We start from the raw sequence: 23,492 nt of genomic DNA, 5'->3' as shown, positions 1-23,492 counted from the left end.
CGCTGCACGTCTGGCGGACGGCTCATGGGTCGCGCTCGCCTGTCCGTGCGTCGCCGCATTGATCCCACAAAAGCGCCGCGCAGGCCTATCCGAAGATCACATCCGGCAGCCAGGTCGCCAGTTCGGGGAACGCCGCCAGCACGGCCAAGCCGATCAACTGGATCAGGATGAACGGCGCCACCCCCTTGTAGATCGACATGGTGCGGATCGATGGCGGCGCCACGCCGCGCAGGTAGAACAGCGCGAACCCGAACGGCGGCGTCAGGAACGAGGTCTGCAGGTTCATGGCGATCATGACGCCCAGCCAGACCGGATCGACGTCCATCCTCAGCAGCACCGGCCCGACGATGGGCACGACCACGAAAATGATCTCGATGAAGTCGAGGAAGAATCCCAGCACGAACATCACCAGCATGACCACTAGCATGGCGCCGAACACGCCGCCCGGCAGGTTGGTCAGGAACTCGTGCACCATCTCCTCGCCGCCCAGGCCCCGGAACACCAGCGAGAACAGCCCGGCGCCCACGATGATGACGAACACCATCGAGGAGATCATCAGGGTCTGGCGCATGACTTCGTTGAGGATGCCCATGGACCAGACCCGGCGCAGGCTTTCGCCGATGCCCAGGAACACCACGCCGGTACAGGCCAAGGCCAGCCAGATGGCCGCCATGTCGCCGGCGCCGATGGTGTCGCGGGCCACGCGCAGGTCCACGAACCGCGCCAGCACGAGCATCACCACGAGCGCGGCGAACGTTGTCAGGATGGGCCAGCGCCGGCTGTTCTCCAGCTTCAGCCCGCCCAGCAGCAGGGCGCCCACAGCGCCGACGGCGGCGGCTTCGGTGGGGGTCGCCACGCCGGTCAGGATCGATCCCAGCACGGCGACGATCAGGATCACGGGGGGTAACAGGGCGTTGGCCAAAGTGCGGAAGGTCTCCCACGCACTCAGGTCGGCGTCGGCCTCGTCCTGAATCGAGGGACAGGCGCGCGGGCGCAGCCAAGCCACGGCGGCGACGTAGAGGATATACAGCACCACCAGCCCCAATCCGGGGAGGAGCGCGCCAGCGAACAGGTCGCCCACCGACACCGGCTCCGGAGACCAGTTGCCGATGGCCCGTTGCGCGTCGGTGTAGGCGTTGGAGATCTGATCGCCCAGCAGCACCAGCACGATGGACGGCGGGATGATCTGGCCCAGGGTGCCGGCGGCGCAGATGGTGCCGCAGGACAGCGCTGGATCGTAGCCCCGGCGCAGCATGGTGGGCAGGCTGAGCAGGCCCATGGTCACCACGGTGGCGCCGACGATGCCGGTGGAGGCCGCCAGCAGGGCACCGACGATGCAGACCGAGATCCCCAGGCCGCCGCGCAGGGTGCCGAACAGCTTGCCCATGCTGTCCAGTAACTCTTCGGCCACGCGGGAGCGTTCCAGCATCACCCCCATGAACACGAACAAGGGGACCGCGATCAGCACCTCGTTGGTCATGGTGCCGAAGATGCGCTGCGGCATCGCGGCGACGAAGCTCATGTCGAAGGCGCCGATGAACCACCCGATGATGCCGAACAGCAGCGCCGATCCGCCCAGGGTGAAGGCGACCGGAAAGCCGGCGACCAGGAACAGGCAGGTGCCGGCGAACATGATGATGGCGAAGATTTCGCGCTCGAACAGGGTCATCGGCCGACCTCCGCCGGGACGCCGCCCTTGTCGTCGTCGGCCTCCGCGCCGTCCCACCCGGCCAGAGTCAGGATGGAGCGGGCCACCACCGAAAGGCCCTGCAGGATCACCAGACCGCCGAACACCAGAATCACCGTCTTGAGGAGATAGATGCCCTGGATGCCACTGGTTTCCTTGGAGCCCTCCAGGACCCTCCAGGAATTCATGACGTAGTCCCAGGACACCCAGAGGATCAGAGTGCAGAAGGGGATCAGGAACAGCACCGAGCCCAGAAGGTTCACCAGCGCTTTCCGGCGCGGCGAGACCTCCCGGTAGAACACGTCCACCCGCACATGCCCATCCTGGAGCAGTGTATAGCCCGCTCCGACCATGAACAGCAGGCCGTGCATGTATGTGATGCTTTCTTGCATCCAGATGAACCCGAGCCCGAAGACGTAGCGCAGCACGACGACCAGGAATTGGACCAGGACCATGATCAGTGCCAGCCAGGCCGTGGCCTGCCCGACGGCGGTATTGATCCGGTCGATCCATCGCGCAAGAGCATGGAGAAACGACACCCGGAACTCCTGTGGTTCGGGGAACGGACGGATGCGGGGGCACAGGATCGTCCTCAACGGCGCGGGGGTCCCCGATTCGGGGACCCCCGGCTCGTCACGGCGGACGGTTACTCGCCCTTGACGTAGGTGTACGGCAGCTCGCGGGCGTTCCAGTAGGCCTGATCCGCGATGCGGGCCCAGCCCATGGCCTTGGTCCGGAAGTCCAGGAAGGACTCGTAGATTTTCTGGGTCATCGGGTCTTCGGCGGCCACCTCGGCCACCACTTCGCCGGCGGCCCCGCCGATGGCGGTCATCACGTCGTCGGAGAACTTGCGCAGTTCCACGCCGTGCTCGTTCACCAGCGTGTCCAGCGCATCGCCGTTGCGGGCGTTGAACTCGGCCAGCGAGTAGTCGTTCTCGGCCGTGGCGGCGGCCTCGATGATGGCCTTGTCCTCGCTGCTCAGGCTGTTCCAGACGTCCAGGTTGACGCCGCCCGACAGCGTGGTGCCCGGTTCGTGGAAGCCCGGGTAGTAGTAGAACTTGGCGACCTTGTAGAAGCCGAACGCCAGATCGTTCCACGGTCCGACCCACTCGGTGGCGTCGATGGCGCCGGACTGAAGGGCGGGGAAGATCTCGCCGCCGGGCAGCGAGACGGCGGCGGCGCCGATGCGGCGCAGCACCTCTCCGCCCAGGCCGGGCATGCGGATCTTCAGGCCCTTGTAATCCTCAAGGCTGTTGATTTCCTTGTTGAACCAACCGCCCATCTGAACGCCGGTGTTGGCCACCATCATCGGCTTGATGTTGAAGTCGGCCGATAGTTCGTCCCACAGGGCTTGACCGCCGGCGTGGTGGATCCAGGCGCTCATCTCGGTCGCCGTTAGGCCGAACGGCACGGCTGCGAAAAAGTTGAACGCCTTGGACTTGCCCTGCCAATAGTACTCGGCGCCGTGGTACATTTCCGCCGTACCGGACGACACCGCGTCGAAGGCCTCGAAGGGCGGCACCAGTTCGCCGGCCGCGAACACCTTCACGGTCAGGCGGCCGCCGGACATGGCGGTGATGCGCTGGGCCAGACGTTCGGCACTGGTGCCCAGGCCGGGGAAGTTCTTCGGCCAGGTGGTGACCATCTTCAACTCGCGCATGTCCTGCGCGATCGCCGGCGTGGCCAGCGTGGAGGCGGCGGCGCCGGCGCCAGCGACGGCGGCGCCAGAGATGAACTCGCGACGTTTCATGAGACGTTTTCTCCCTCGTTACCCTGTTTCAGGTTCGGAGCCCGGGTGACTTGGCCGGAGCATCGGGAGACAGCAAGGCCTCAATCCTGCCCACGGTGCCAAGCGAAGGTCCATGAGTATCCCAAGACACCTGGGAACGGAAGGATCAATTTGGTCAGGTATTTGACCACCTGTTGCGCCCGCGCGGGCGGTAGGCCAAAGTCCCGGTCCCGCGAATCCACCCAGGGAGAGAACGAGGCTTGCTCGCGCTGTTCACCGATTTCGGCCTGGAAGGCCCCTATACCGGCCAGATGAAGGCCGTGCTGCACCGCGATGCTCCGGGCGTAGCGGTCATCGACCTGTGCGCGGACGCCCCCGTGTTCGATGCCATGGCCTCCGCCTACCTGCTGGCCGCGCTGGTGCCGTGGCTGCCGGCCGGGACGGTCGTTGTGGGTGTGGTCGATCCGGGGGTCGGGTCCGACCGGGGAACCCTGATGCTGAACGCGGACGGACGCTGGTATGTCGGGCCGGACAACGGCCTATTCGCCATGGTGGCCCGACGGGCCACCACCGGTGCGGTGTACCCGGTGTTCCCGGCGTCCGGCCCGATCAGCGCCAGCTTCCACGGCCGTGACCTGTTCGCGCCGACCGCCGCCCGTCTGGCGCGGGGGGAGCGGCCGCCGGAGTCCACCGTGCGCCCCATGACTGCCGCCGATCGACCGGACTGGCCCGATGATCTGCCCCGCATCGTCTATATCGACCGGTACGGGAACGCGATGACCGGCATGCGGGCCGCGTTCCTGCCCGAAACGGCCGAGATTGTCGTTCACGGATCGACCGCGCGCCGCGCCCGGACCTTCTCGGACGTGCCGGTTGGCCAAGCGTTCTGGTACGAGAATGCGAATGGACTCGCCGAACTGGCGGTCAATCAGGGTCGGGCCGACGTGGCCCTGGGCGCGCGCATCGGCAACGGGGTCGGGGTTCGGTGACAAGGCGCGGCGGTCCTCCGCGCCCGGTCGGATCGAACCGGTCAAGTTCCGCCAAGGCGGGCGGATGAGTCACGCCTGTCTCCAATCAGAAGAAATCTGTAAAAAAAGGGTCGAAGGTGTCTCTGTTCTGACATATCCTTGTTCTGCATATCGTCTGCCCTGATCGGGTTGGCGAGGAACGCTGAAATAGGTCGGCGAGACTGGGTTAAGATAATGGCGTGTTGGGTCAAGTTCTGGGGCGTTCGGGGAAGCATTCCCTGTCCATCCCCAAGCCACGTTGTTTACGGTGGCAATACAAGTTGCGTTGAAGTCCATTTCGACGGCCGCCACATTATCCTGGATGCGGGCACCGGCCTGCGAGGCCTTGGCGCATCCTTGAATGAGCGCGGCGTGAATTCAGCCACTCTTTTGATGACTCACACCCATTGGGATCACATCATCGGGTTTCCCTTTTTCGCGCCGGCCTATCGTCCGACCTTCAGCCTGGATGTTCTCGCCGGCCATGTGGCGGAGAACGGCGGCATCCGGCGTCCGTTCTTAAGCCAGATGTCCGACCCGATGTTTCCGGTTCCTCTGGATGCGTTGATGGCCACCATTTCGTTCAAGGACTTCAGGCCAAAGGACCCATTGGTTATCGAGGATGCCGTCACGGTTCACACAGCGCCTCTCAAGCATCCCAACGGGGCCGTGGGGTACCGTCTGGATTACGAAGGCATGAGCGTGTGCTACGTCACGGACACGGAGCACACCCCGGGCCGGCTCGATCCCGATGTGCTGGAGTTGATCGCGGGGACCGACCTGTTCATTTATGATACCAGCTATACTGAGGAAGAGTTCCCCGCGCGGGTGGGGTGGGGGCATTCCACATGGGAGGAAGGGGTGCGTCTGTGCGAGGCCTCCGGTGCCAAGCGGCTTGTCCTTTTTCACCATGATCCGGATCATGACGACACCATCATGGAGCGGATTGAGGATCAGGTGCGCGGCGTTCTCCCATCGGCCCTGGTCGCCCGCGACGGTATGGAAGTGACGTTGCGGCTCTGAGGGCCGACTCGGCGGACCCGCGACCGGCCCTGGAGATTGCCATGCCCGTGCCTCCTGGAATGCCGCCGGATCCCGATGTCCTGTATCCGATTGCGGACCACACTGGTACAGTGTTTCTGCGGCCTTTGTTGAGGGTGCATGCGCCGCCGGGCAGCGCGGGGCCAACGGAGGTGGGCGCCTACTCGTACTACAGCGATTTCCAAGACCCGACCCGGTTTTTCTCCCGGAATGTGCGTTACCATTTTCCCTTTTCGGAAGAGCGTCTGATCATCGGCCGATACTGCGCGCTGGCCCATGGCGCCACTCTCATCATGGCCAGCGCCAACCATGGTCTTGACGGCCTCAGCACCTATCCGTTTCCGATCATGGGCGGCGCGTGGGCCGAGACGCTGCCGCTCGCGGAAATGCCCTTTCCCCGCAAGGGCGACACCGTGATCGGCAATGACGTCTGGCTGGGCTACGAAAGCCTGATCCTGCCCGGCGTCGGCGTCGGGCACGGTGCCATCGTGGGCGCGCGCGCCGTGGTGCACGAGCCGGTGCCGCCGTATGCCGTGGTGGTCGGCAATCCGGCCCGGGTGGCGCGGATCCGCTTCGACAGGCGGACGGTTGACCACCTTCTGGCGCTGTCCTGGTGGGACTGGCCGGTTGAGCATGTGACGGCGGCGGTGCCGGCGCTTGTGCGGGGTGACGTCGCTGCCCTTGAGGCCCTGGCGCCCTGACGTCGCGGCGCCTTGCCGGGAGCGTCTCACCGGGGCATCACGCGCACCGTCACGCGCCGGTTGATTTCCCTGTTGTTTGGCAGGGGGGTGCCGTCCGGCCCGGTGTTCGGAACCTTGGGCGCCGTATGTGCGAACCCGATGGCCTTCAACCGCTCGGCTTCCAGCCCTTCGTCAACGAACAACCGCACCACGCCGGAGGCTCGGGCCGACGACAGTTCCCAATTTGACGGGAAGCGGTCGGAATTGACCGGGGTGTCGTCGGTGTGCCCCTGCACTTCGATCTGGAAGTTGTGGTACTTCGGGGCTTCCAGCGTGTTGGCGATGCGCTGGAACGCGGGGATCGCCTCCGGCCTCAGCTTCGCCTGCCCCGGTTCGTAGAAGGCGGCGCTGGCGAACTCGATGACCATGCCCTGCTGGTCCATGCCGATGCTGATGGAATCGTCGAGCTGCATCATTTCCACAGCCGACGTGACGTCGGTCCGCAAAGCCTGAATGGGCGTTTCGATTTCCCGATTGCCGATTCCCTTGGCCATGCCGGCCTTGACCTGTTCGAAGAGAACCGGGTCAACCTTTGAAATCGCAGCCAGAAGAACGAAGAAAGCGAGCAAGAGGGTCGCCATATCAGCGAAGGTTGTGATCCAGTCGTCCTCGCTTTCTCCCTTTTTCTCCTTCTTGGCCCATCTGTTGCCGAGGTTGTCGAACATCCTGTATCTCCGCCGCGGCGTACGCGTTTACCGTCAGCTCTTGTCGCGCATCATGCTGTCGATGCTGAAGTGCAGCGCGGGATCCAGGTAGCTGTTCATCTTGTCCTGGATGTAGCGGGGGCTCTTGCGTTCGGCCAGCAGCGCCAGCCCCTCCGCCAGCAGATAGTTCCGGAAGCGCACGATTTCCTCGCGTTGCTGGACCTTGTTGGCGGCAGGCAGGAAGATCAGTCGCGCGATCAGAACACCGTACAGCGTCGTCACCAATGCGACGGCCATGCCCGGGCCGAGCGCGGACGGATCATCGCCCATCTTGTCCAGCATGATGATCAGGCCGACCAGGGTGCCGATCATACCGAACGCCGGCGCGGTCGAGCCCATGTTGCGCAGAATGTCGGAGTAGACCGTGTTCCGGTTGAAGGTCGTTTCGACCGTGTTGGCCAGAATGTCACGGACTTCCTGGCCGGTGTAGCCGGTGATCACGAGATCGATCCCGTAACTGAGGAACCGGTCAAGCTTGCGGGCCTTGGCGGCATCGCCTTCCAGACCGGCCAGTCCGCCCTTCTGGATCACGTAACCCCACCGGATCACCCGGCCCACCTCGTGCGTCAGGATGGCGCGTCCGACGTCGTGCGCCAGCAGAATGCCCGCCATAGTCCGCAGAGAGTGAATGACGAAGCGCGGTTCGAACGAAATGAAGGTCGCCGCCAGAGTTCCACCCATCACCATAATAAAGCTGGGTAGATTGAGGAAAATAAAGACGTTGTCCGTGCTCAGGAAAATCGAGCCCACGAACAGGCCAAAACCGAAGATGACCCCCAGAATAGTGGCTATGGACATTCGGGCAGGACCCCAATACTTAAGCGCTTAGCCGGACGGGTCGTCTTAGGCGGGCAGGCCCGAACAACCGAACGGGATGCCCCGGCTTGACCGCCCACCCTGCAGGATCGTATCGTCCCAGGCTCCCCGACCCGAACCTACACGGATCGTCGACGGCAATCCACCCCCTCCATCCCCGACGTTGGGAAAGACGACCCGCCATGTTGAATCCATCATGTTGAGTCAGGCAACAATTCTTTACACTTCCGGTCTTCACGATACTTTAACATGGCACAATGCCTGACATGCAAGCAGGATATCGGGGAAACGCCGTGCGTATCGAGTGGATTCAGACCATCCCCAGATACGGGTCTCGCTGGTCTGATCACGTCCTTTTCTGACCATGGTTGGCCGACGTTCGTAATCCTGCCATCGTGTCCACCCTGAGTTCCGTTCAGGCGGTTTCTGAGCCCGGATCGGGTCCGGTCGCCGGGCGTATGGCGGACCCAAGGGTCGCCGCGTTGGCAACTGCGTGCCTTGGTGGCTGGCACGCGCCAACAGAGGGTTCACCTGTCCGCAGGGAGTACGGATTCGGCTGATGGATACAATCCCTCTGATCCTTTCTGTCGGCGCCACGCTGACCATCGCTCTCCTGGTCCTAGGCCTGTTTCTCCGGGCGCGGCGTGAGCGGCGCGTGTCGCCGACTCTCTCCGACGAAGGCCGGTCGGGCAGGGTGTTGAAGGGGGATGACGAGGGGGCGTGGGCGCGGGCCGTTGCCCACGCGACCGAGCAGGCTGTCCTCGTCGTCGATGCCAAGGATCGCGTTACCTGGGCCAATCCGGCAGCCAACAGGGTTTTCGGCGCGTCGGAGGATGAGGTCTCCCTGATCGGAGTCCACTGGGAAACGCTGTTTCCCGAGTTGGCCGACCAAGGGTTGACGTTGGCCGACCTGCCGCGCGGGGGCGTGGATCCGGTGTTGCCGTCCGCCGTTCCGGAGTGCCTGTCCGTGCGGGGGGTGACCGTTGATGGCCGAGACATCCGCCTTGAACTGTCCCGGATCGATGCCGTTCAGGATACCGACCGGCCGGCCATCCTGATGATGGCCGCAACGTCCTCTGACGTCGGTCCTCTGACGGCGATGGGCCGCCTGTCGCTTGATTTCGATGCGTGTGTTCTGTCCGGCGATCGGGTCGAGGATATCTGCGCCCTGGCGTGCCAGCGCTTGCCGCGGCTGGAAGGGCTGGCCGCGGCGTGGATCGCGTTGGCGGACAAAGAGACAGGAGACATGATCCTGACTGCGGCGGCCGGGCCTGAGGCCGGTCCTCTGACGGAGCACCTGCGCACCGCCCTGCCGGATGATCTATGTCATACTCTTGATCCGGTCCTGAGCCTCTCGACCATCCGGACCCTGCCCGGCTTCAAGGGGCCTGCGGGCCGGTCGGGCGACTTGACGCCCGAAGAGTCTGTCCGGGCGGCGCTCGACCGCTTGAGCCCCGGCTTGGCGTTTCCGCTCGTGGCGGGCGATGCCGTTCAGGGGGTTCTGGCGGTTCATCCCCTACGGGATACCCTGGATCGAGGTGCGCGCATGCGCATCGATGTCACCGCCCGTCGCCTCGCCAACATGACCGCGCTGCTGCGAGACACGATGCTTCTGCGGCTCCAGTCGTCCGCCATGTCGGTGACGGTCAACGCCGTCTTCATCACCGACGAGCAGGGCCGGATCGAATGGATCAACGCGGCCTTCACCCGCCTGTCGGGGTTCAGCGCCCGGGAGGTGATCGGCAAGACGCCGCATGTGCTATTCTCCGGGCATCAGGACGCGGCGACGTACACCGATCTGTGGCACACCATTCAACGCGGCGCAGTCTGGTCGGGCGAACTGGTGGAGCGACGCCGGGACGGCGGCCTTTATACCGTGCACCAGACCATCACGCCCATCCAGGGACCGGACGGCCACTCCATCCACTACGTTGCCGTGCAAGAGGACATCACCGAACGCAAGCGTGCCGAGGAGAGAATCCGCTATCTCTCCAACTACGATACCCTGACGCGCCTGCCCAATCGGGCCCTGTTTCGGGAGCACCTGCATCATGCGGTTCAGCACGCGCGGCGGGGTGGCGGAACGGTGGCAGTTCTCTTTATTGATCTGACCAAGTTCAGCCGCGTGAACGACACCCTGGGGCACGATCTCGGCGACCAGATTCTGATGACCGTGGGATCACGCATCAACGCGGCCGTGGCCCAGGACGTCGAGGCCGTCGCCCGCATCGGCGGTGACGAGTTCGCGCTCATCCAGAGCGGAGACAGCGGCGCCGACGCCGCCGCCGCGCTGGCGCGCCGGGTCGCCAGCATCATCGCGACTCCGGTGGAAGTGGGCGCGAACATCGTCTCGTTGCGGGCCACCGTCGGGATCGCCATGTATCCGGACGACGGAACCGACCCCGATCACCTGATCCGGAACGCCGATCTGGCGATGCACCGGGTCACCAAGGGGCAGGGCGAGGATTACCGATTCTTCTCCAACGACATGAACAACGACGCCCAGATTCGCCTGGATCTCGAAACCGATCTGCGCCGGGCTTTGGACCGTCACGAACTGGAGAATTTCTATCAGCCGCAATATGACATACACGGCATGCTGGTCGGCATGGAAGCCCTTGTGCGCTGGCGCCATCCGACCCGAGGGCTTGTTCCGCCCGGTCAGTTCATCGGTGTCGCCGAGGACTCCGGTCTTATCATGCCCCTGGGCGAGGCGGTTTTCCGTCGGGCCCTCGCCGACATCGACGACTGGCGGAGCCGGGGACTGCCGGTCATTCCGGTCGCGGTGAATGTGTCGGCGGCCCAGTTCCGGGACGGGGGACTCGTGGAGCGCATCCGGGCCGCGCTGGACGCCCACGGCCTGCCCACGGACGCCCTGGAGCTCGAAATCACGGAAAGCGTGCTGATGGCCGATCATGTCAGCGCCCAGGGCTTTCTCAACCGATTGTCGGAGGAGGGGTTCCGGATCGCCATTGACGATTTCGGCACCGGATACTCCTCCCTCAGCTACCTGAAGCGGTTTCCCGTTCACAAGCTGAAGATCGACCAGTCGTTCGTCCAGCATCTGACCACCGACAACAACGACGCCATCCTGGTGCGCGCGATCATCAATCTTGGCCACAGTCTGGGCCTGACGGTCCTCGCCGAGGGTGTCGAGACCGAGGGGCAATTCGACTATCTTCGCCAGGAAGGCGCCGACGCGGTTCAGGGGTATCTGTTCGGCAAGCCGATGCCCAAGGATGAGATGGAGACTCTGTTGCGTACGGAGACCGGGCGCCTGACAGCCAGACGGTCTTCGTCTCTGCCCTGAGTCGCTGAGTGCCCGTCAGCGTTTCTGGGTGGGGAGCCCCCGGGAGCGCCACGCGGACATGCCGCCGCTGATGATCGACAGGTTGCGGAAGCCGGCTTTGCGGAACAAGCGGGCCGCATGCGCGGCACGGCTCGAGGTCTGGCAGACGATGAACACGGGCGTGTCCTGGTGCTGGCGCAGATCCGCGCTCACCTCGCCCAGACGCTGACCCAGTTGGTCCAGCGGCAGGTTCAGGGCACCCGGAATGTGTCCGTGCCGATCCGAAAACTCGCGCGATGTGCGCACATCCAGCACCAGAACGTCGTCGCCCTGGTCCAGGCGTTTGCGCAACTCGACCGGCGCGACGAAGGGCACGCCGCCGGCCATCAGGCGGGGCATCATCCGGAACAGCAAAACCGCCCCCATGCCGATCAGCACGGGCAGCAGGAAATCCATTGAGATGAAATTCAGGCCGTCCACGGCGCGCCATCTCCGGCGGTGTCAGGTGAGCCGGAGTTAATCGCGTGTCCGGGATGTGTCAAGGTGAACCACGGGATCGGCCAGGGCAATCGGGTGAATGCACGGTTGACGAAAAGCGAAGCGTCGTAGGGCGGGTTCGCGCCGAAGGCGCAACCCGCCGCATCACCGCCACGCGGCGGATTGCCCCGCTTCGCGGGTCGAATCCGCCCTACCTAGATAAATGATGGTGGGGTGTTCCGCCCCAAGCCACACGATCCCCCGCGTCTTTGCGACCACACACCCTTTCACCCGATTGCCCTGCGGGATCGGCATCAAGGCTCCGAACCCGGATGATCGATCAATGACATGTCGGGAAGGTCGCGGCCCGTCGAGGGAGATCCTTCACGCCCTGCGGGCGTTCAGGATGAGATGATCGACTCATAAGAACGTTGCTTCGACGGGAGCGCGGCGACCGCGAGATCTCCAACGGTAGGCAAGGGACGTATTGAAACGGTTCTTTTGTCCGAGTTCGGGGCCCTGGGGCCGCCAAGCGGGATGTTCCCCACGGACGCCATGTGATCTAGAATGCGGATCTCCAGCCTTCGCGGTTCCGAGGCTCGGATTGCAGGGCGCGCAGTGTCGGGGGCCGACCCGACGACCGGCCACAAGGATGCCCCGACCATGTCAAGGCGCGAGCAAGAGGCCTTCGAGTCCGAGGATCTGTTGAAGCTGATCCGGCCGGAACGATGGACGCGCCCGCTCGTCTTGGCTTCGCCGCATTCTGGGACGCGGTATCCATCCGATTTCCTGGCGGTGTCGCGGCTGTCGACGAGCGAGTTGCGGGCCAGCGAGGACACTCATGTCGATGCCATTTTCGCCGCCGCGCCGTCTCTGGGCGTTCCCCTGCTGTGCGCCCTGTTCCCGAGGGTTTACCTTGACGTCAACCGGGAACCACTGGAACTGGACCCCGGCATGTTCAGCGATCCGCTTCCCGCGCACGCCAATCCGGAGTCGACGAGGGTGAGGGCGGGGCTTGGCACCCTGCCGCGTATTGCCGGTGACGGGCAGCATATCTATCGCCGCAAACTGCCGTTTTCGGAGGCGGCTCGCCGGCTGACACGATGCTATCACCCCTATCACACGGCGCTGGCTGGTCTCCTGCGGGAGACACGACGCCGGTTCGGCCACTGCATCTTGCTGGACTGTCATTCCATGCCAAGCACCGCCGTCGAGGGGGGGCGCGATGGCAAGCCGGACGTTGTGCTGGGCGACCGACACGGCACCGCCTGCGACGCCACGATCACCGATGCAGCCGAAGCGGCGTTGACCGCGCACGGCCTGCGCGTGCGGCGCAACAAGCCGTACGCGGGCGGTTTTACGACATCCCACTACGGCTGCCCCGCTGAGGGCACGCACGCCCTGCAGATCGAGTTCAATCGGGCGTTGTACATGGACGAGCGGACCAGAGAGCCGACGGCGGGGCTGGAGCGACTGGCGCGGGCGGTCCCGCTGCTGCTGCGGGCTGTGTCCGAGACGTGCGGAATGTCTCAGGCCGCGGAGTAGGGGAGACATTCTGGCGCGGCGTTTGCTTGGAAAGGCCCGTGGGTTGCCTCTGAGGGGCGTCACCGAAACGGGTCACCGCCATGTTCGCCGCCATGTTCCGTTCTCATCGTTTGAGTGTTGTGCTCTCGGCCCTGATGGCTCTCGGCCTGGGCGCGAGCCCGGTTTTGGCGGACGCCCCGCCGCGTGCGCCGTCGTATGCCGATGATGTCTGTTACGAGCAGACCTCGACCCAGGAACAGGTCAACGGCATTCCCGCCCAGGTTCTGACGGCCATCTCGATGGTCGAGTCCGGTCGCTGGAACGAACGGCGCGGGGCAAGAATTGCCTGGCCCTGGACGGTCACCAACGGCAAGGACGGCAGGTTCTTCCAGACCAAGGCCGAGGCCATCGCCCACGTGCGGGCCTTGCAGGCGCGCGGCGAAACCAACATCGACGTCGGGTGCATGCAGATCAACCTGTACTATCACGGCGACGCCTTCCCCACGCTCGACAAGGCGTTCGAACCGGCGGCCAACGTCCGGTACGCGGTGGGCTTCCTGACCCGTCTGCACGCCGAGACAGGATCGTGGACCCGGGCGGTGGCGCGCTACCACTCCGCCACGCCGGTCTATGCCGAGCGGTACATGAACAAGTTCCGCATCGCCTGGCAGGAGGCTCAGGAGAACGCGGTCGTCGCTGGCCTGCCGCCGGTGCATGATATTGTCGCTCGCGCCGCCGAGATCGAGGCCGCGCGTCAGGCCGAGCGGCAGCGCCTTGAGGCCGAACAGGAGGTCGAGAGGGCCGCCGCCCGGGCGTTCGCGGAAAGCTGGCGCGCCGAGCGGCTGCGCGAATACAGGGCCCAGCGCGAGGCGCGGGCCGCCACGCGGGGTACCCGGGATGCGTCCTGAACGGCGGCGCCTTCAGGATGATGTGAGTCCAAAAGATCACATGTCCTCGCCGCGTCGCGAACCATCTCCCGCGACTCTTGACAGCGCGACTCGCCTCTGACTCACTGCTTCAAGGAGTCAAGTGTTTTTTGATCGGCAGTCGTTTCATGTCAGAGGAATCCGTCCGACACCACCGTGTCCGTTCGGTCATCGTGCCGCTGCTCTTGCTGGCGACGGTCGCCTATTTTTCGTATCACGCCGTCAATGGCGAGCGCGGCCTCTTGGCGTGGTGGCAGGTGCGTCAAGATATCCAGATCGCCCGGGCGGATCAGGCCGCGCTGGAGGCGGAACGGGCTTGGCTGGAGCATCGGGTCGGACTTCTGTACGATCATCAACTCCGCCCCGACATGCTGGACGAACGGGCTCGGGACATGCTGAACTTGATCGGCCCTGACGAGGTGATCGTCCTGCCGCCCGAAGGGTAGCGGTTCGGATCCGGGTACGTCCAGGGACATCGCAGCGTTCGGGAGTCCCACCTTCCGCCTGATTTCCCTTGAATTCGCACGGTGAACGGTTACGTGTGTGACGTCCGTCCAGCCGAGCATGTCCTGACCCACGGACGGATCGGTCATCCGAGGGGAGACAACAGCATGGTGGCATCACGGCGCGACCGCGCATCCTCCAAGGACTCCGAACCGGCCGTTGACGCCCACCGGTTCGAGCCCGCTGATTTGGAACATTATTACCGGTCCATGCTGCTGATCCGTCGGTTCGAGGAACGGGCAGGGCAGCTATATGGCATGGGCCTGATCGGCGGGTTCTGCCACCTGTACATCGGACAGGAAGCGGTGGTCGTCGGCCTGCAGGCGCTGGCGCGGGAGGGCGATTCCATCATCACCAGCTACCGCGATCACGGCCACATGCTGGCCACCGGCATGGACCCGAAGGGCGTGATGGCCGAACTGACGGGGCGCATCGGCGGCTACTCGAAGGGCAAGGGCGGCTCGATGCACATGTTCAGCCGCGAGAAGCGGTTCTTCGGCGGTCACGGCATCGTCGGCGCCGCCGTGCCCCTTGGCACCGGTCTGGCGTTCGCCCACCAATACAACGAGGATGGCGGCATCTGTTTCTGTTACTTCGGGGACGGCGCGACCAACCAGGGCCAAGTCTACGAAAGCTTCAACATGGCCGCGCTGTGGAAGCTGCCCGTGGTCTATGTCATCGAGAACAACAGATACGGCATGGGAACCTCCGTCGAGCGGGCCGCCGCCGCCGGGGACCTGTCGCAGCGCGGTGCCGCCTACGGCATTCCCGGCAAGGGCGTCAACGGCATGAACGTGCTGGAGGTGATCGAGGGCGCAGCCGAGGCTGTCGACCACGTGCGTGGCGGCAACGGCCCCTATCTGCTTGACGTCAAGACGTATCGGTACCGGGGCCATTCCATGTCCGATCCGGCCAAGTACCGCAGCAAGGACGAGGTCTCGAAGATGCGCTCGGAAAGCGACCCGATCGACCAGCTCAAGAAGCGGTTGCTGGAGGACGGCGTGTTCGACGAGGCGCACCTCAAGGACATTGACAAGCAGGTCAAGGAGATCGTCGGCGAGGCGGCGGAGTTCGCCCAGAACAGCCCGGAACCCGATCCGGCCGAGTTGTGGACCGACATCCTGGTGGACGCCTGAGGCGGGGGGAAGCGACACATGCCGACACAAATCCTGATGCCCGCCCTGTCGCCGACGATGGAGGAGGGCACTCTGGCCCGCTGGCTGAAGGCGGAAGGCGATACCATCGAGGCCGGCGATGTCATCGCCGAGATCGAAACCGACAAGGCCACGATGGAATTCGAGGCCGTGGACGAGGGCGTCCTGGGCAAGATCCTCGTGCCCGGCGGCACGGACGGGGTGAAGGTCAACCAGCCCATCGGCATTCTGCTGGCGGAAGGCGAGGACGAAAGCGCCCTGGAGGACGCCGTGAAGGCGGCCGAATCGAAGTCCGGGCCGAAATCCGAACCCGCTTCCGCCCCGGCCGAGGCCGAGCCGCCATCGTCGCCCAAGCCGGAGGCGGCTCCGGCTCCGGCCCAAGAGGAATCGGACGAGGATCCCGAACCGACCTACGACTCCTTCAAGCGCCAGTCCGTGCGCGAGGCCCTGCGCGATGCCATGGCCGAGGAGATGCGCCGCGACCCCGACGTCTTCGTCATGGGCGAGGAGGTGGCGCAGTATGAGGGGGCCTACAAGATCACCCAGGGGCTGCTGGCCGAGTTCGGCGACAAGCGGGTGGTCGATACGCCGATCACAGAGATGGGATTCGCCGGCCTGGGGGTGGGCGCCGCGTTCGCTCAACTGAAACCCATCGTCGAGTTCATGACCTTCAATTTCTCCATGCAGGCCATCGACCAGATCATCAATTCCGCCGCCAAGACCCTGTACATGGCCGGCGGCAAGATGGGCTGTCCCATCGTCTTCCGCGGCCCCAACGGGGCCGCCGCCCGCGTCGCCGCCCAGCACAGCCAGTGCTATGCCTCGTGGTACGCGCATGTGCCCGGCCTGAAGGTGATCGCCCCATGGTCGGCCGCCGACGCCAAGGGGCTGCTCAAGGCCGCGATCCGCGACCCCAACCCGGTGGTGTTCCTGGAAAACGAGATCCTCTACGGCCAGACCTTCGACGTGCCCGATGTCGAGGACTTCGTGCTGCCCATCGGCAAGGCGAAGGTGGAGCGGCGTGGCACCGACGTCACGCTGGTCGCCTTCTCCCGCATGGTCGGCCACTGCATGGAGGCGGCGGAAACGCTGGCCGGCGAGGGGATCAGTGCCGAGGTCATCAACCTGCGGACCCTGCGCCCGCTGGATACCGCGACCATCCTCCGGTCGGTGCGCAAGACCAATCGCGTGGTGACGGTCGAGGAGGGCTGGCCCTTCGCCGGCATCGGCGCCGAGATCGGCCAACTGTGCATGGAACAGGCGTTCGACTGGCTGGATGCACCGGTCACCCGTGTGGCTGGCGCGGACGTCCCCATGCCCTACGCCGCCAACCTGGAAAAGCTGGCGCTGCCGCAACCCGCCCAGGTGGTCGAGGCCGCCCGGGCGGTCTGCTACGCCTCCTCACAGGGCTGAGACGGACCCTGGGACAAAAGGTGTAGGGCGGCTGGCCGAAGGAGGACAGCCGCCGGGACATCGATGGGCTGCGGGGGGCCTACGATCACCCGCCCGCGCCCCCCTATACCCGCAGGAACCCGACCGTGTCGTAGACCTCGTCCAGCACCGGGCCGGCGATGGCCTGGGCGCGTTCGGCGCCGCGCTTCAGGATGGCGTCGATCTCGCCGGGATTGGCGAGCAGGCGGTTCATTTCGGCGTTCATCGGCCCCAGGGTCTCAACCGCCAGATCGGTCAGGCTCTGTTTGAAGGTGCTGAAGGGCTGGCCGCCGGCCTCGGTCAGCACGTCGTCGCGCGTCCGATCCGACAGGGCGGCGAAGATGCCCACCAGATTGGCGGCCTCCGGCCGGCCCTCCAGACCGGCAACCTCGCTGGGCAGCGGCTCCGGATCGGTCTTGGCCTTGCGGATCTTCTGCGCGATCAGGTCGGCGTCGTCGGTCAGGTTGATGCGCGAGAAGTCAGAGGTGTCGGACTTGCTCATCTTCTTGGAGCCGTCGCGCAGCGACATGACGCGGGTGGCCGCGCCCAGGATCAGGGGCTCGGTGATCGGGAACACCTCGCGGCCGAAGTCGTTGTTGAACTTCTGGGCGATGTCGCGGGTCAGTTCCAGGTGCTGCTTTTGGTCCTCGCCGACCGGCACGTGGGTGCCCTTGTACAGAAGAATGTCGGCGGCCATCAGCGCCGGATAGGCGAACAGGCCGACGGAGGCGTTCTCCTTGTGCTTGCCGGCCTTCTCCTTGAACTGCGTCATGCGGTTCAGCCAGCCTATGCGGGCCACGCAATTGAACACCCAGGCCAGTTGCGCGTGCCCGGGCACGGCCGACTGGTGGAAGATGACGCAGGCCTCCGGGTCGATGCCGGCGGCGATGAAGGCGGCGGTCACCTCCCGCGTGCTCTTCGACAGTTCGGCCGGGTCCTGCCACTGGGTGATGGCGTGCATGTCCACCACGCAGAAGATGCTCTCGTAGTCCTTCTGAAGGCGCACCCAATTGCGGATCGCGCCCAGGTAGTTGCCGAGGTGCAGGTTGCCGGTGGGCTGGACGCCCGAGAAGATGCGCTTCATCGCGAGAGCCTGTGCGGAGAGAAAAGGGGATGGTGTCGGCGCGGGCGTAGCCCAATCCCCGCCGCCGGTCAACGGGGCAGGGCGGGAGTGCAGGGCAATCGGGTGAAAGCACTGTTGACGAAATGCGAAACGTCGTAGGGCGGGGTCGTGCTGAAGGCGCAATCCGCCGCATCGCCGCCACGCGGCGGATTGCCCCGCTTCGCGGGTCGAATCCGCCCGACCTTACTAACAGCGGGTGGGGCGCTCCGCGTCGCGACCACAGGCCCTTTCACCCGATTGCCCCAGCGGGGGTGGGGTATTCGCGACGGCATGGGCTCGTTTTCCCGCTGCCCTCGCGGTGCCCGGTCATGTTAAGAAACGGTGATACGCGGACGGGGATCTCCGGCCCCGCCAATCTTTGCCCTCCAAGCCGAAGACACGCGCCTCCATGATCGTCGAGTGGATCCGTCACACCATCACCCCGGCGCCGCGCCCGTTGCGACGGATGGGCGTTCTGCATGACCTGATCGCCATCGACGCTCGTCGGCGCCGCAACCGGCGGGCCTGGACCCCTCATTTGCGCGCCACCCACGGCGTCATTCTGGATTGCGCCGCCCGGCTGGACCGCTGGGACACGGTGGTGGTCATCGGCGCCGGGCTGGCCAAGGATGTGCCGCTGATGAGTCTGGCCCTGCTGTTCCGGCGGGTAGTGTTGGTGGACCTGATGTTCATGCCGTCGGTGCGGCTGTCGGCGATGCGCATGACCGCCGTGGAACTGGCGCCCGCTGACGTCACGGGGGTGCTGGAGGCGGTGCGGGTGTTGCCTCCCGGCGCGCCGCTGCCCGAACCGCGCGCGGCCGTGCCGGCCATCGAGAGCGCCGATCTCGTGATCTCCTGCAACACGCTGTCGCAACTGGCTCACGCGCCCGCGCGCTGGCTGGCACAGCATCATCATACCGACGAGGCCACGCTGGAGGCGTTCCGCCGCGCCCTGATCGCCGATCATCTGCGCGTGCTGAGCGAGGCGCCGTGCCCGGTGTGCCTGATCACCGATACCGAGCGTCAGGAGATGACCGCCGAGCGTCCGACGGCGGCGGAGGACCTGCTTCACGGCGTGGAGCCGGAGGTGGAGGGCTCCGCGTGGTGGTGGCGCATCGCCCCCAAGCCGGAGGAACGCCTGCTGCACGACGTGCGCCACCGCGTCATCGGCGGCTGGCTGAAGGGCTACAGTGCATCCGACGACAGTCCGGCTGATCTGGCGTTGGGACCGGCGACCGATCCGTCGTGATGACCCCGTGATCCGAAATCGGCGCCATGGGCGGTCGGCTGTGGCCGCGTCGGGGATTCCTTGTCCCGGCAAACGATTATGATACAAATAGAAGGTCCCGCCGCGGGGGCGTGGTCTTCCTGCCAGAAGGCCACGTCGCCTCGCCCCGTGGCGGGACCACCCCTCTCGCCACGCCGTTGACCCCTCCGTGACCGGTGCCGCCACCGGCCGAGCGCTCCCAGGAGAGACAGACCGATGTTCAAGGGCTCGCTGACCGCCCTCGTGACCCCGTTTTCCGCCAGCGGCGCCGTCGATGACGCCGCATTCCAGGCCTTCGTCGACTGGCAGATCCAGCAGGGCACCCAGGGCCTCATCCCCGTCGGCACGACGGGCGAGTCGCCCACCCTGACCCACGACGAACACAAACGGGTGGTGGAGCTGTGCGTGGAGGCGACGGCCGGGCGGGTCCCTGTGATCGCCGGGACCGGGTCGAATTCCACCCACGAGGCCATCGACTTCACCCGCCATGCCAAGCAGGCCGGGGCCGACGCCGCGCTGGTGGTCACGCCGTACTACAACAAGCCCACGCAGGAGGGCCTGTACCAGCACTTCAAGGCCATCCACGACGCGACGGACCTGCCCATCCTGATCTACAACATCCCGGGCCGGTGTGTTGTGGACATGTCCATCGAGACCATGGCGCGTCTGGCCGAGCTTCCGAACATCGTCGGGGTCAAGGACGCCACCAACGATCTGGTGCGTCCGCTGGCGACGCGGCTGGCCATCGGCGAGGACTTCTGCCTGCTGTCGGGTGAGGACGCCACCATTGCCGCTTTCCTGGCCCAGGGCGGGCACGGCTGCATTTCGGTGACGGCCAACGTGGCTCCGGCGCAGTGCGCCGCCTTGCACCGCGCCTGGGCGGAGGGCGATCTGGCCACCTTCGCCGCGCTTCGGGACCGCATGCTGCCCCTGCACGCGGCGTTGTTCAAGGAGACCAGTCCCGGGCCGGTCAAGTACGCCGCCTCGCTTCTGGGGCGGTGTTCGCCGGCCACACGCCTGCCGCTGGTGCCCATCGCCGAGACAACCCGTGTCGTCGTCGAGGCGGCCATGCGCAAGGTGGGCGTGCTCGACTGATCCTTCCCCGCGCGGGCTTGCGCGGGGCGGATCGGCGACCCCATATCGGCACGGTCATGGCAAACAAGAACAAGAACATCCGATCCGGTCTGATCTCCACGGGGCGCGTCTCGGAGAACCGCCGCGCGCGGCACGACTATGCCATCGGCGAGACCTTCGAGGCCGGCCTGGTGTTGCAGGGTACGGAGGTCAAGTCGTTGCGGCAGGGCCGGGCGAACCTCAGCGAGTCCTATGCCGGCGGCAAGGACGAGGACCTCTACCTGTTCAACTGCCACATCCCGGAATACGGCAACGCCAAACATTTCGGGCACGAACCCCGGCGCCCGCGCAAGCTGTTGATGCACAAACGCGAAATCCGCAAGGTCCTGGGCGCGGTCAGCCGCAAGGGCATGACCCTGGTTCCCCTCAACCTGTATTTCAACTCCCGGGGAATCGCCAAGGTGCAACTGGGCCTGGGGCAGGGCAAGACCAAGGTGGACAAGCGCGAAAGCACCAAGGAACGCGATTGGAACCGCCAGAAACAGCGCCTGCTGCGGGACAAGGGCTGAGCGACGCCCTGTCAGGGTGCCGGATCACCTCGCGCGAACAGCAAACCAAAAGGAGACCGCGACCGTGACGGAGACGTGGCGGATCGAACTGCTGGTGCCGGCGGCCGCCGTGCCGATGGTCGAGGCCGCGCTGGACGGCCTCACCGATGCCCTGCTGTGCTTCGAGATCGAAGCGCCGGGTCCCGACCAGGGCCTTTGGCGTGTCGAGGGGCTGTGCGAGCGGCCGCCTGATCGCGCCCGCCTGACCGCCGCCCTGGCCCTGGCGGCGCGCGCTGCCAACATCGCCGAACCGGCCGTCTCGGTCGAGCGCATGGCCCCGCGCGATTGGCTGACGGAGACGATGGCCGGCTTCCCGCCCCTGGACATCGGCCGCTTTCATGTGCGCGGATCGCACGTGTCCGACCCGCCGCCGCCGGGCCGGCATGCGCTGGTCGTGGATGCGGCCACCGCGTTCGGCTCCGGCGAGCACGCCACCACCCGAGGCTGCCTGATGGCCCTGGACGATCTGGCGCGGCGCCCGCGCTGGCCGCGCCGTGTGCTCGACATGGGGTGCGGCACCGCCGTGCTGGCGCTGGCCGCCGCCGCGCACTGGCGATGCCCCGTTCTGGCCGTGGACAACGACGCGGAGGCTGTGCGCGTGGCGCGCCACAACACGCGGCGCAACGGCCTGTCCGCCCGGGTGCGGTGCCTGCGGTCGGACGGATTCCGGGATGCGCGGGTGACGGCCGGCGGCTCCTATGATCTGATTCTGGCCAACATTCTCGCGCGTCCCCTGACCGCCATGTCAGCCCCCGCCGCCGCCGTGCTGGCGCCCGGGGGTCGGATCGTGCTGTCGGGCCTGCTGGCCACGCAGGAGGCCCGGGTGGTCAACGCCTACCGCCGGCAGGGCTTGGCGCTGGAGCGGCGCTACCCCATCGCCGAGTGGATGACGCTGGTCATGCGGCGCCGGGGCCGGGCTTAACCGTCGGCGTCCGCGTCCGGGCGCGGCGGGTCGCTGATGTGCCAGACCCGATAGCCGGCGTCGCGGATGGCCTGGGCGATGTCCTCCAGGTGGGCGCGGCCCTGGGTCTCGACGGTGAACGACAGGTCGGTGCACTTGGCCGACATGGTGGGCAGCAGGCGGTTGTGCGCCAGTTCGACGACGTTGCCGTCGTGGGCGGCGATGATGGCCGCGACGGCCGCGAGCTGCCCCGGAATGTCCGTGGCCTCCACCGACAGGGTGCCCAGGCGCCCCTCGCGGGTCAGCCCGCGCAGGATGACGGAGGCCAACGTGCGCGGGTCGATGTTGCCGCCCGAGAGCACCAAGCCCACGCGCTTGCCCCGGAACCGCTCCGGGTGGGCCATGACCGCCGCCAGACTGGCGGCGCCGGCGCCCTCGGCCACCGTCTTTTCGACGTTCAAGTACAGGTTGATCGCGCGCTCGATGGCCGCTTCGCCCACCACCGTCACGTCGACGCCGTGGCTGGACAGGATATGCCGCGCCGCTGGCCCGGGCGCCTTGACGGCGATGCCCTCGGCCACGGTCTGACCACCAGAGGTCGAGGCGCGCCCGGCCAGGGCATCGGCCATGGCCGGGTAATAGCTGGTCTGTACGCCGACGATCTCGATGTCCGGCCGTAACGCCCGCGCCGCCACCGTCATGCCGCCGATCAGGCCGCCGCCGCCGATCGGCACCACCATTGTATCCAGGTCCGGCACCTGCCCCAGCATCTCCAGCGCCGCCGTGCCTTGCCCGGCCATGATGAGCGGATCGTCATAGGGGTGAATGAACATCAGCCCCTCACGGGCCATGATCTCGTGGCCCGTGGGCATGGACTCGGCCAGGGTCTCGCCGGCCAGTTCGACCCGGGCTCCTAGCGCGCGGGTGTTGTTGACCTTCACGAACGGTGTGTTGACCGGCATCACGATGACGGCGGGAATACCCAGCCGCTGGGCGTGGTGGGCCACCCCCTGGGCGTGATTGCCGGCGGAAACGGCGATCACGCCCGCGCGCCGCTGCTCAGGGGTCAGGTCCAGCAGACGGTTCAAGGCCCCCCGGTCCTTGAACGAGGCGGTGAACTGAAGGTTCTCGAATTTGATGAACAGGTCGGCGCCGACCACGGCCGAAAGGGTTTGCGAGTGCAGGAACGGCGTCGGGGGGACGGCTGCGGCGATGCGGCCGGCGGCGGCGCGCACGTCGTCCTCTGTGATGGTCCAGGGGGGCGGGGCGGCGGTGTCGGACATTGATGGGCCTCCCCGGAGTGGTGACCTTGGCGTGGTGGACGGGACGGCGCGGTGCGCGGGCCCCCCAGTTTATTTCGACCGCCCCGGATTTTGAAAGGACGGCATACGCGCTTGCCAGGGCAATCGGGTGCATGCACTATTGACGCAATGCGAAACGTCGTAGGGCGTGTTCGCGCCAAAGGCGCAACCCGCCGCATCACCGCCACGCGGCGGATTGCCGCGCTTCGC

General features: G+C 66.0%; 21 protein-coding genes. 13 read left to right on the top strand and 8 right to left on the bottom strand.

The features are described 5' to 3' along the window. Positions 1-85: 85 nt before the first annotated feature. From BLS85_RS13340 to BLS85_RS13330, 3 genes are all read right to left on the bottom strand, one after another. Positions 86-1,669 carry a TRAP transporter large permease gene (locus BLS85_RS13340; protein WP_092787105.1) on the bottom strand — a complete coding sequence of 528 codons (1,584 nt, stop codon included), beginning with the start codon at positions 1,667-1,669 and terminating at the stop codon, positions 86-88. Then, positions 1,666-2,226, bottom strand: coding sequence for a TRAP transporter small permease subunit (locus BLS85_RS13335; protein WP_245699226.1), 561 nt, complete (start codon positions 2,224-2,226; stop codon positions 1,666-1,668). Before BLS85_RS13335 ends, BLS85_RS13340 begins: the two co-directional genes overlap by 4 nt. 107 nt (positions 2,227-2,333) lie before the next feature. Beyond that, on the bottom strand, positions 2,334-3,437 hold the full coding sequence (locus BLS85_RS13330) for a TRAP transporter substrate-binding protein (protein ID WP_092787103.1): 1,104 nt from the start codon (positions 3,435-3,437) through the stop codon (positions 2,334-2,336). A 239-nt stretch (positions 3,438-3,676) separates the two neighbouring features. Between BLS85_RS13330 and BLS85_RS13325 the strand changes: the two genes are divergently transcribed. The 3 genes from BLS85_RS13325 to BLS85_RS13315 all read left to right on the top strand — a co-directional run bounded on the left by BLS85_RS13325 (position 3,677) and on the right by BLS85_RS13315 (position 6,165). Next, complete coding sequence (locus BLS85_RS13325) at positions 3,677-4,405, top strand: SAM hydrolase/SAM-dependent halogenase family protein (protein WP_092787101.1); 729 nt, start codon at positions 3,677-3,679, stop codon at positions 4,403-4,405. A gap of 213 nt (positions 4,406-4,618) precedes the next feature. Further along, positions 4,619-5,446 (top strand): MBL fold metallo-hydrolase, encoded by an 828-nt coding sequence (locus BLS85_RS13320; RefSeq protein ID WP_092787099.1) that lies wholly within the window; start codon positions 4,619-4,621, stop codon positions 5,444-5,446. A gap of 41 nt (positions 5,447-5,487) precedes the next feature. After that, the gene (locus tag BLS85_RS13315; RefSeq protein WP_176793727.1) at positions 5,488-6,165 is read left to right on the top strand and encodes a CatB-related O-acetyltransferase; all 678 of its coding nucleotides are present in this window, start codon (positions 5,488-5,490) and stop codon (positions 6,163-6,165) included. Positions 6,166-6,191: 26 nt separating this feature from the next. Here BLS85_RS13315 and BLS85_RS13310 read toward each other — a convergent pair whose 3' ends face one another. Both BLS85_RS13310 and BLS85_RS13305 read right to left on the bottom strand, forming a co-directional pair. After that, the gene (locus tag BLS85_RS13310) at positions 6,192-6,869 is read right to left on the bottom strand and encodes an OmpA/MotB family protein (protein WP_092787097.1); all 678 of its coding nucleotides are present in this window, start codon (positions 6,867-6,869) and stop codon (positions 6,192-6,194) included. A 33-nt stretch (positions 6,870-6,902) separates the two neighbouring features. Next, positions 6,903-7,706 (bottom strand): motility protein A, encoded by an 804-nt coding sequence (locus BLS85_RS13305; protein WP_092787095.1) that lies wholly within the window; start codon positions 7,704-7,706, stop codon positions 6,903-6,905. 577 nt (positions 7,707-8,283) lie between these two features. Between BLS85_RS13305 and BLS85_RS13300 the strand changes: the two genes are divergently transcribed. Continuing rightward, positions 8,284-11,034: a sensor domain-containing protein gene (locus tag BLS85_RS13300; RefSeq protein WP_092787093.1), complete on the top strand. Its 2,751-nt coding sequence runs from the start codon at positions 8,284-8,286 to the stop codon at positions 11,032-11,034. Between the two features lie 15 nt (positions 11,035-11,049). Here BLS85_RS13300 and BLS85_RS13295 read toward each other — a convergent pair whose 3' ends face one another. After that, a complete protein-coding gene (locus BLS85_RS13295) occupies positions 11,050-11,493 on the bottom strand; it encodes a rhodanese-like domain-containing protein (RefSeq protein WP_092787091.1) in 444 nt (147 codons plus the stop codon). A 660-nt stretch (positions 11,494-12,153) separates the two neighbouring features. Here BLS85_RS13295 and BLS85_RS13290 point away from each other — a divergent pair. The 5 genes from BLS85_RS13290 (at position 12,154) to BLS85_RS13270 (ending at position 17,011) form a co-directional block, all read left to right on the top strand. Beyond that, positions 12,154-13,035 (top strand): N-formylglutamate amidohydrolase, encoded by an 882-nt coding sequence (locus tag BLS85_RS13290; RefSeq protein WP_092787089.1) that lies wholly within the window; start codon positions 12,154-12,156, stop codon positions 13,033-13,035. Positions 13,036-13,115: 80 nt separating this feature from the next. Further along, entirely contained in the window at positions 13,116-13,922 is an 807-nt protein-coding gene (locus BLS85_RS13285) for a lysozyme family protein (protein ID WP_143027194.1), read from the top strand. 146 nt (positions 13,923-14,068) lie between these two features. Continuing rightward, entirely contained in the window at positions 14,069-14,386 is a 318-nt protein-coding gene (locus tag BLS85_RS13280) for an FtsB family cell division protein (RefSeq protein ID WP_143027193.1), read from the top strand. Between the two features lie 165 nt (positions 14,387-14,551). Then, positions 14,552-15,580, top strand: a complete 1,029-nt coding sequence (gene pdhA / locus BLS85_RS13275; protein WP_143027192.1) for a pyruvate dehydrogenase (acetyl-transferring) E1 component subunit alpha — start codon at positions 14,552-14,554, stop codon at positions 15,578-15,580. 18 nt (positions 15,581-15,598) lie between these two features. Continuing rightward, complete coding sequence (locus tag BLS85_RS13270; protein ID WP_092787086.1) at positions 15,599-17,011, top strand: pyruvate dehydrogenase complex E1 component subunit beta; 1,413 nt, start codon at positions 15,599-15,601, stop codon at positions 17,009-17,011. A 103-nt stretch (positions 17,012-17,114) separates the two neighbouring features. On the opposite strand, the gene trpS is transcribed toward BLS85_RS13270, so the two are convergent. After that, positions 17,115-18,113 (bottom strand): tryptophan--tRNA ligase, encoded by a 999-nt coding sequence (gene trpS, locus BLS85_RS13265; protein ID WP_092787084.1) that lies wholly within the window; start codon positions 18,111-18,113, stop codon positions 17,115-17,117. Between the two features lie 427 nt (positions 18,114-18,540). Between trpS and BLS85_RS13260 the strand changes: the two genes are divergently transcribed. From BLS85_RS13260 to BLS85_RS13245, 4 genes are all read left to right on the top strand, one after another. Further along, positions 18,541-19,380, top strand: a complete 840-nt coding sequence (locus tag BLS85_RS13260) for a hypothetical protein (protein WP_092787082.1) — start codon at positions 18,541-18,543, stop codon at positions 19,378-19,380. Between the two features lie 234 nt (positions 19,381-19,614). Then, positions 19,615-20,493 carry a 4-hydroxy-tetrahydrodipicolinate synthase gene (gene dapA / locus BLS85_RS13255; RefSeq protein WP_092787080.1) on the top strand — a complete coding sequence of 293 codons (879 nt, stop codon included), beginning with the start codon at positions 19,615-19,617 and terminating at the stop codon, positions 20,491-20,493. Between the two features lie 56 nt (positions 20,494-20,549). Further along, positions 20,550-21,041 (top strand): SsrA-binding protein SmpB, encoded by a 492-nt coding sequence (gene smpB, locus BLS85_RS13250; RefSeq protein ID WP_092787078.1) that lies wholly within the window; start codon positions 20,550-20,552, stop codon positions 21,039-21,041. 64 nt (positions 21,042-21,105) lie between these two features. After that, complete coding sequence (locus tag BLS85_RS13245; RefSeq protein ID WP_245699225.1) at positions 21,106-22,002, top strand: 50S ribosomal protein L11 methyltransferase; 897 nt, start codon at positions 21,106-21,108, stop codon at positions 22,000-22,002. On the opposite strand, the gene BLS85_RS13240 is transcribed toward BLS85_RS13245, so the two are convergent. After that, positions 21,999-23,264, bottom strand: coding sequence for a threonine ammonia-lyase (locus BLS85_RS13240; RefSeq protein WP_092787076.1), 1,266 nt, complete (start codon positions 23,262-23,264; stop codon positions 21,999-22,001). The two genes, BLS85_RS13245 and BLS85_RS13240, sit on opposite strands and share 4 nt — an antisense overlap. Positions 23,265-23,492: the final 228 nt, after the last annotated feature.

The sequence above is a fragment of the Rhodospira trueperi genome (assembly GCF_900101965.1).
GTDB classification, from domain to species: domain Bacteria; phylum Pseudomonadota; class Alphaproteobacteria; order Rhodospirillales; family Rhodospirillaceae; genus Rhodospira; species Rhodospira trueperi.
Note: the sequence above shows the minus strand (reverse complement) of the source record. Positions and strands in the feature narration are given on the sequence as shown.

Bases quoted from the DNA above. Each gene is read 5' to 3' on its own strand.
- BLS85_RS13340 (WP_092787105.1), bottom strand. From the start codon at position 1,669: ATGACCCTGTTCGAGCGCGAAATCTTCGCCATCATCATGTTCGCCGGC.
- BLS85_RS13330 (WP_092787103.1), bottom strand. From the start codon at position 3,437: ATGAAACGTCGCGAGTTCATCTCTGGCGCCGCCGTCGCTGGCGCCGGC.
- BLS85_RS13320 (WP_092787099.1), top strand. From the start codon at position 4,619: ATGGCGTGTTGGGTCAAGTTCTGGGGCGTTCGGGGAAGCATTCCCTGT.
- BLS85_RS13315 (WP_176793727.1), top strand. From the start codon at position 5,488: ATGCCCGTGCCTCCTGGAATGCCGCCGGATCCCGATGTCCTGTATCCG.
- BLS85_RS13310 (WP_092787097.1), bottom strand. From the start codon at position 6,869: ATGTTCGACAACCTCGGCAACAGATGGGCCAAGAAGGAGAAAAAGGGA.
- BLS85_RS13305 (WP_092787095.1), bottom strand. From the start codon at position 7,706: ATGTCCATAGCCACTATTCTGGGGGTCATCTTCGGTTTTGGCCTGTTC.
- BLS85_RS13300 (WP_092787093.1), top strand. From the start codon at position 8,284: ATGGATACAATCCCTCTGATCCTTTCTGTCGGCGCCACGCTGACCATC.
- BLS85_RS13290 (WP_092787089.1), top strand. From the start codon at position 12,154: ATGTCAAGGCGCGAGCAAGAGGCCTTCGAGTCCGAGGATCTGTTGAAG.
- BLS85_RS13285 (WP_143027194.1), top strand. From the start codon at position 13,116: ATGTTCGCCGCCATGTTCCGTTCTCATCGTTTGAGTGTTGTGCTCTCG.
- BLS85_RS13280 (WP_143027193.1), top strand. From the start codon at position 14,069: ATGTCAGAGGAATCCGTCCGACACCACCGTGTCCGTTCGGTCATCGTG.
- pdhA (WP_143027192.1), top strand. From the start codon at position 14,552: ATGGTGGCATCACGGCGCGACCGCGCATCCTCCAAGGACTCCGAACCG.
- BLS85_RS13270 (WP_092787086.1), top strand. From the start codon at position 15,599: ATGCCGACACAAATCCTGATGCCCGCCCTGTCGCCGACGATGGAGGAG.
- trpS (WP_092787084.1), bottom strand. From the start codon at position 18,113: ATGAAGCGCATCTTCTCGGGCGTCCAGCCCACCGGCAACCTGCACCTC.
- BLS85_RS13260 (WP_092787082.1), top strand. From the start codon at position 18,541: ATGATCGTCGAGTGGATCCGTCACACCATCACCCCGGCGCCGCGCCCG.
- dapA (WP_092787080.1), top strand. From the start codon at position 19,615: ATGTTCAAGGGCTCGCTGACCGCCCTCGTGACCCCGTTTTCCGCCAGC.
- smpB (WP_092787078.1), top strand. From the start codon at position 20,550: ATGGCAAACAAGAACAAGAACATCCGATCCGGTCTGATCTCCACGGGG.
- BLS85_RS13240 (WP_092787076.1), bottom strand. From the start codon at position 23,264: ATGTCCGACACCGCCGCCCCGCCCCCCTGGACCATCACAGAGGACGAC.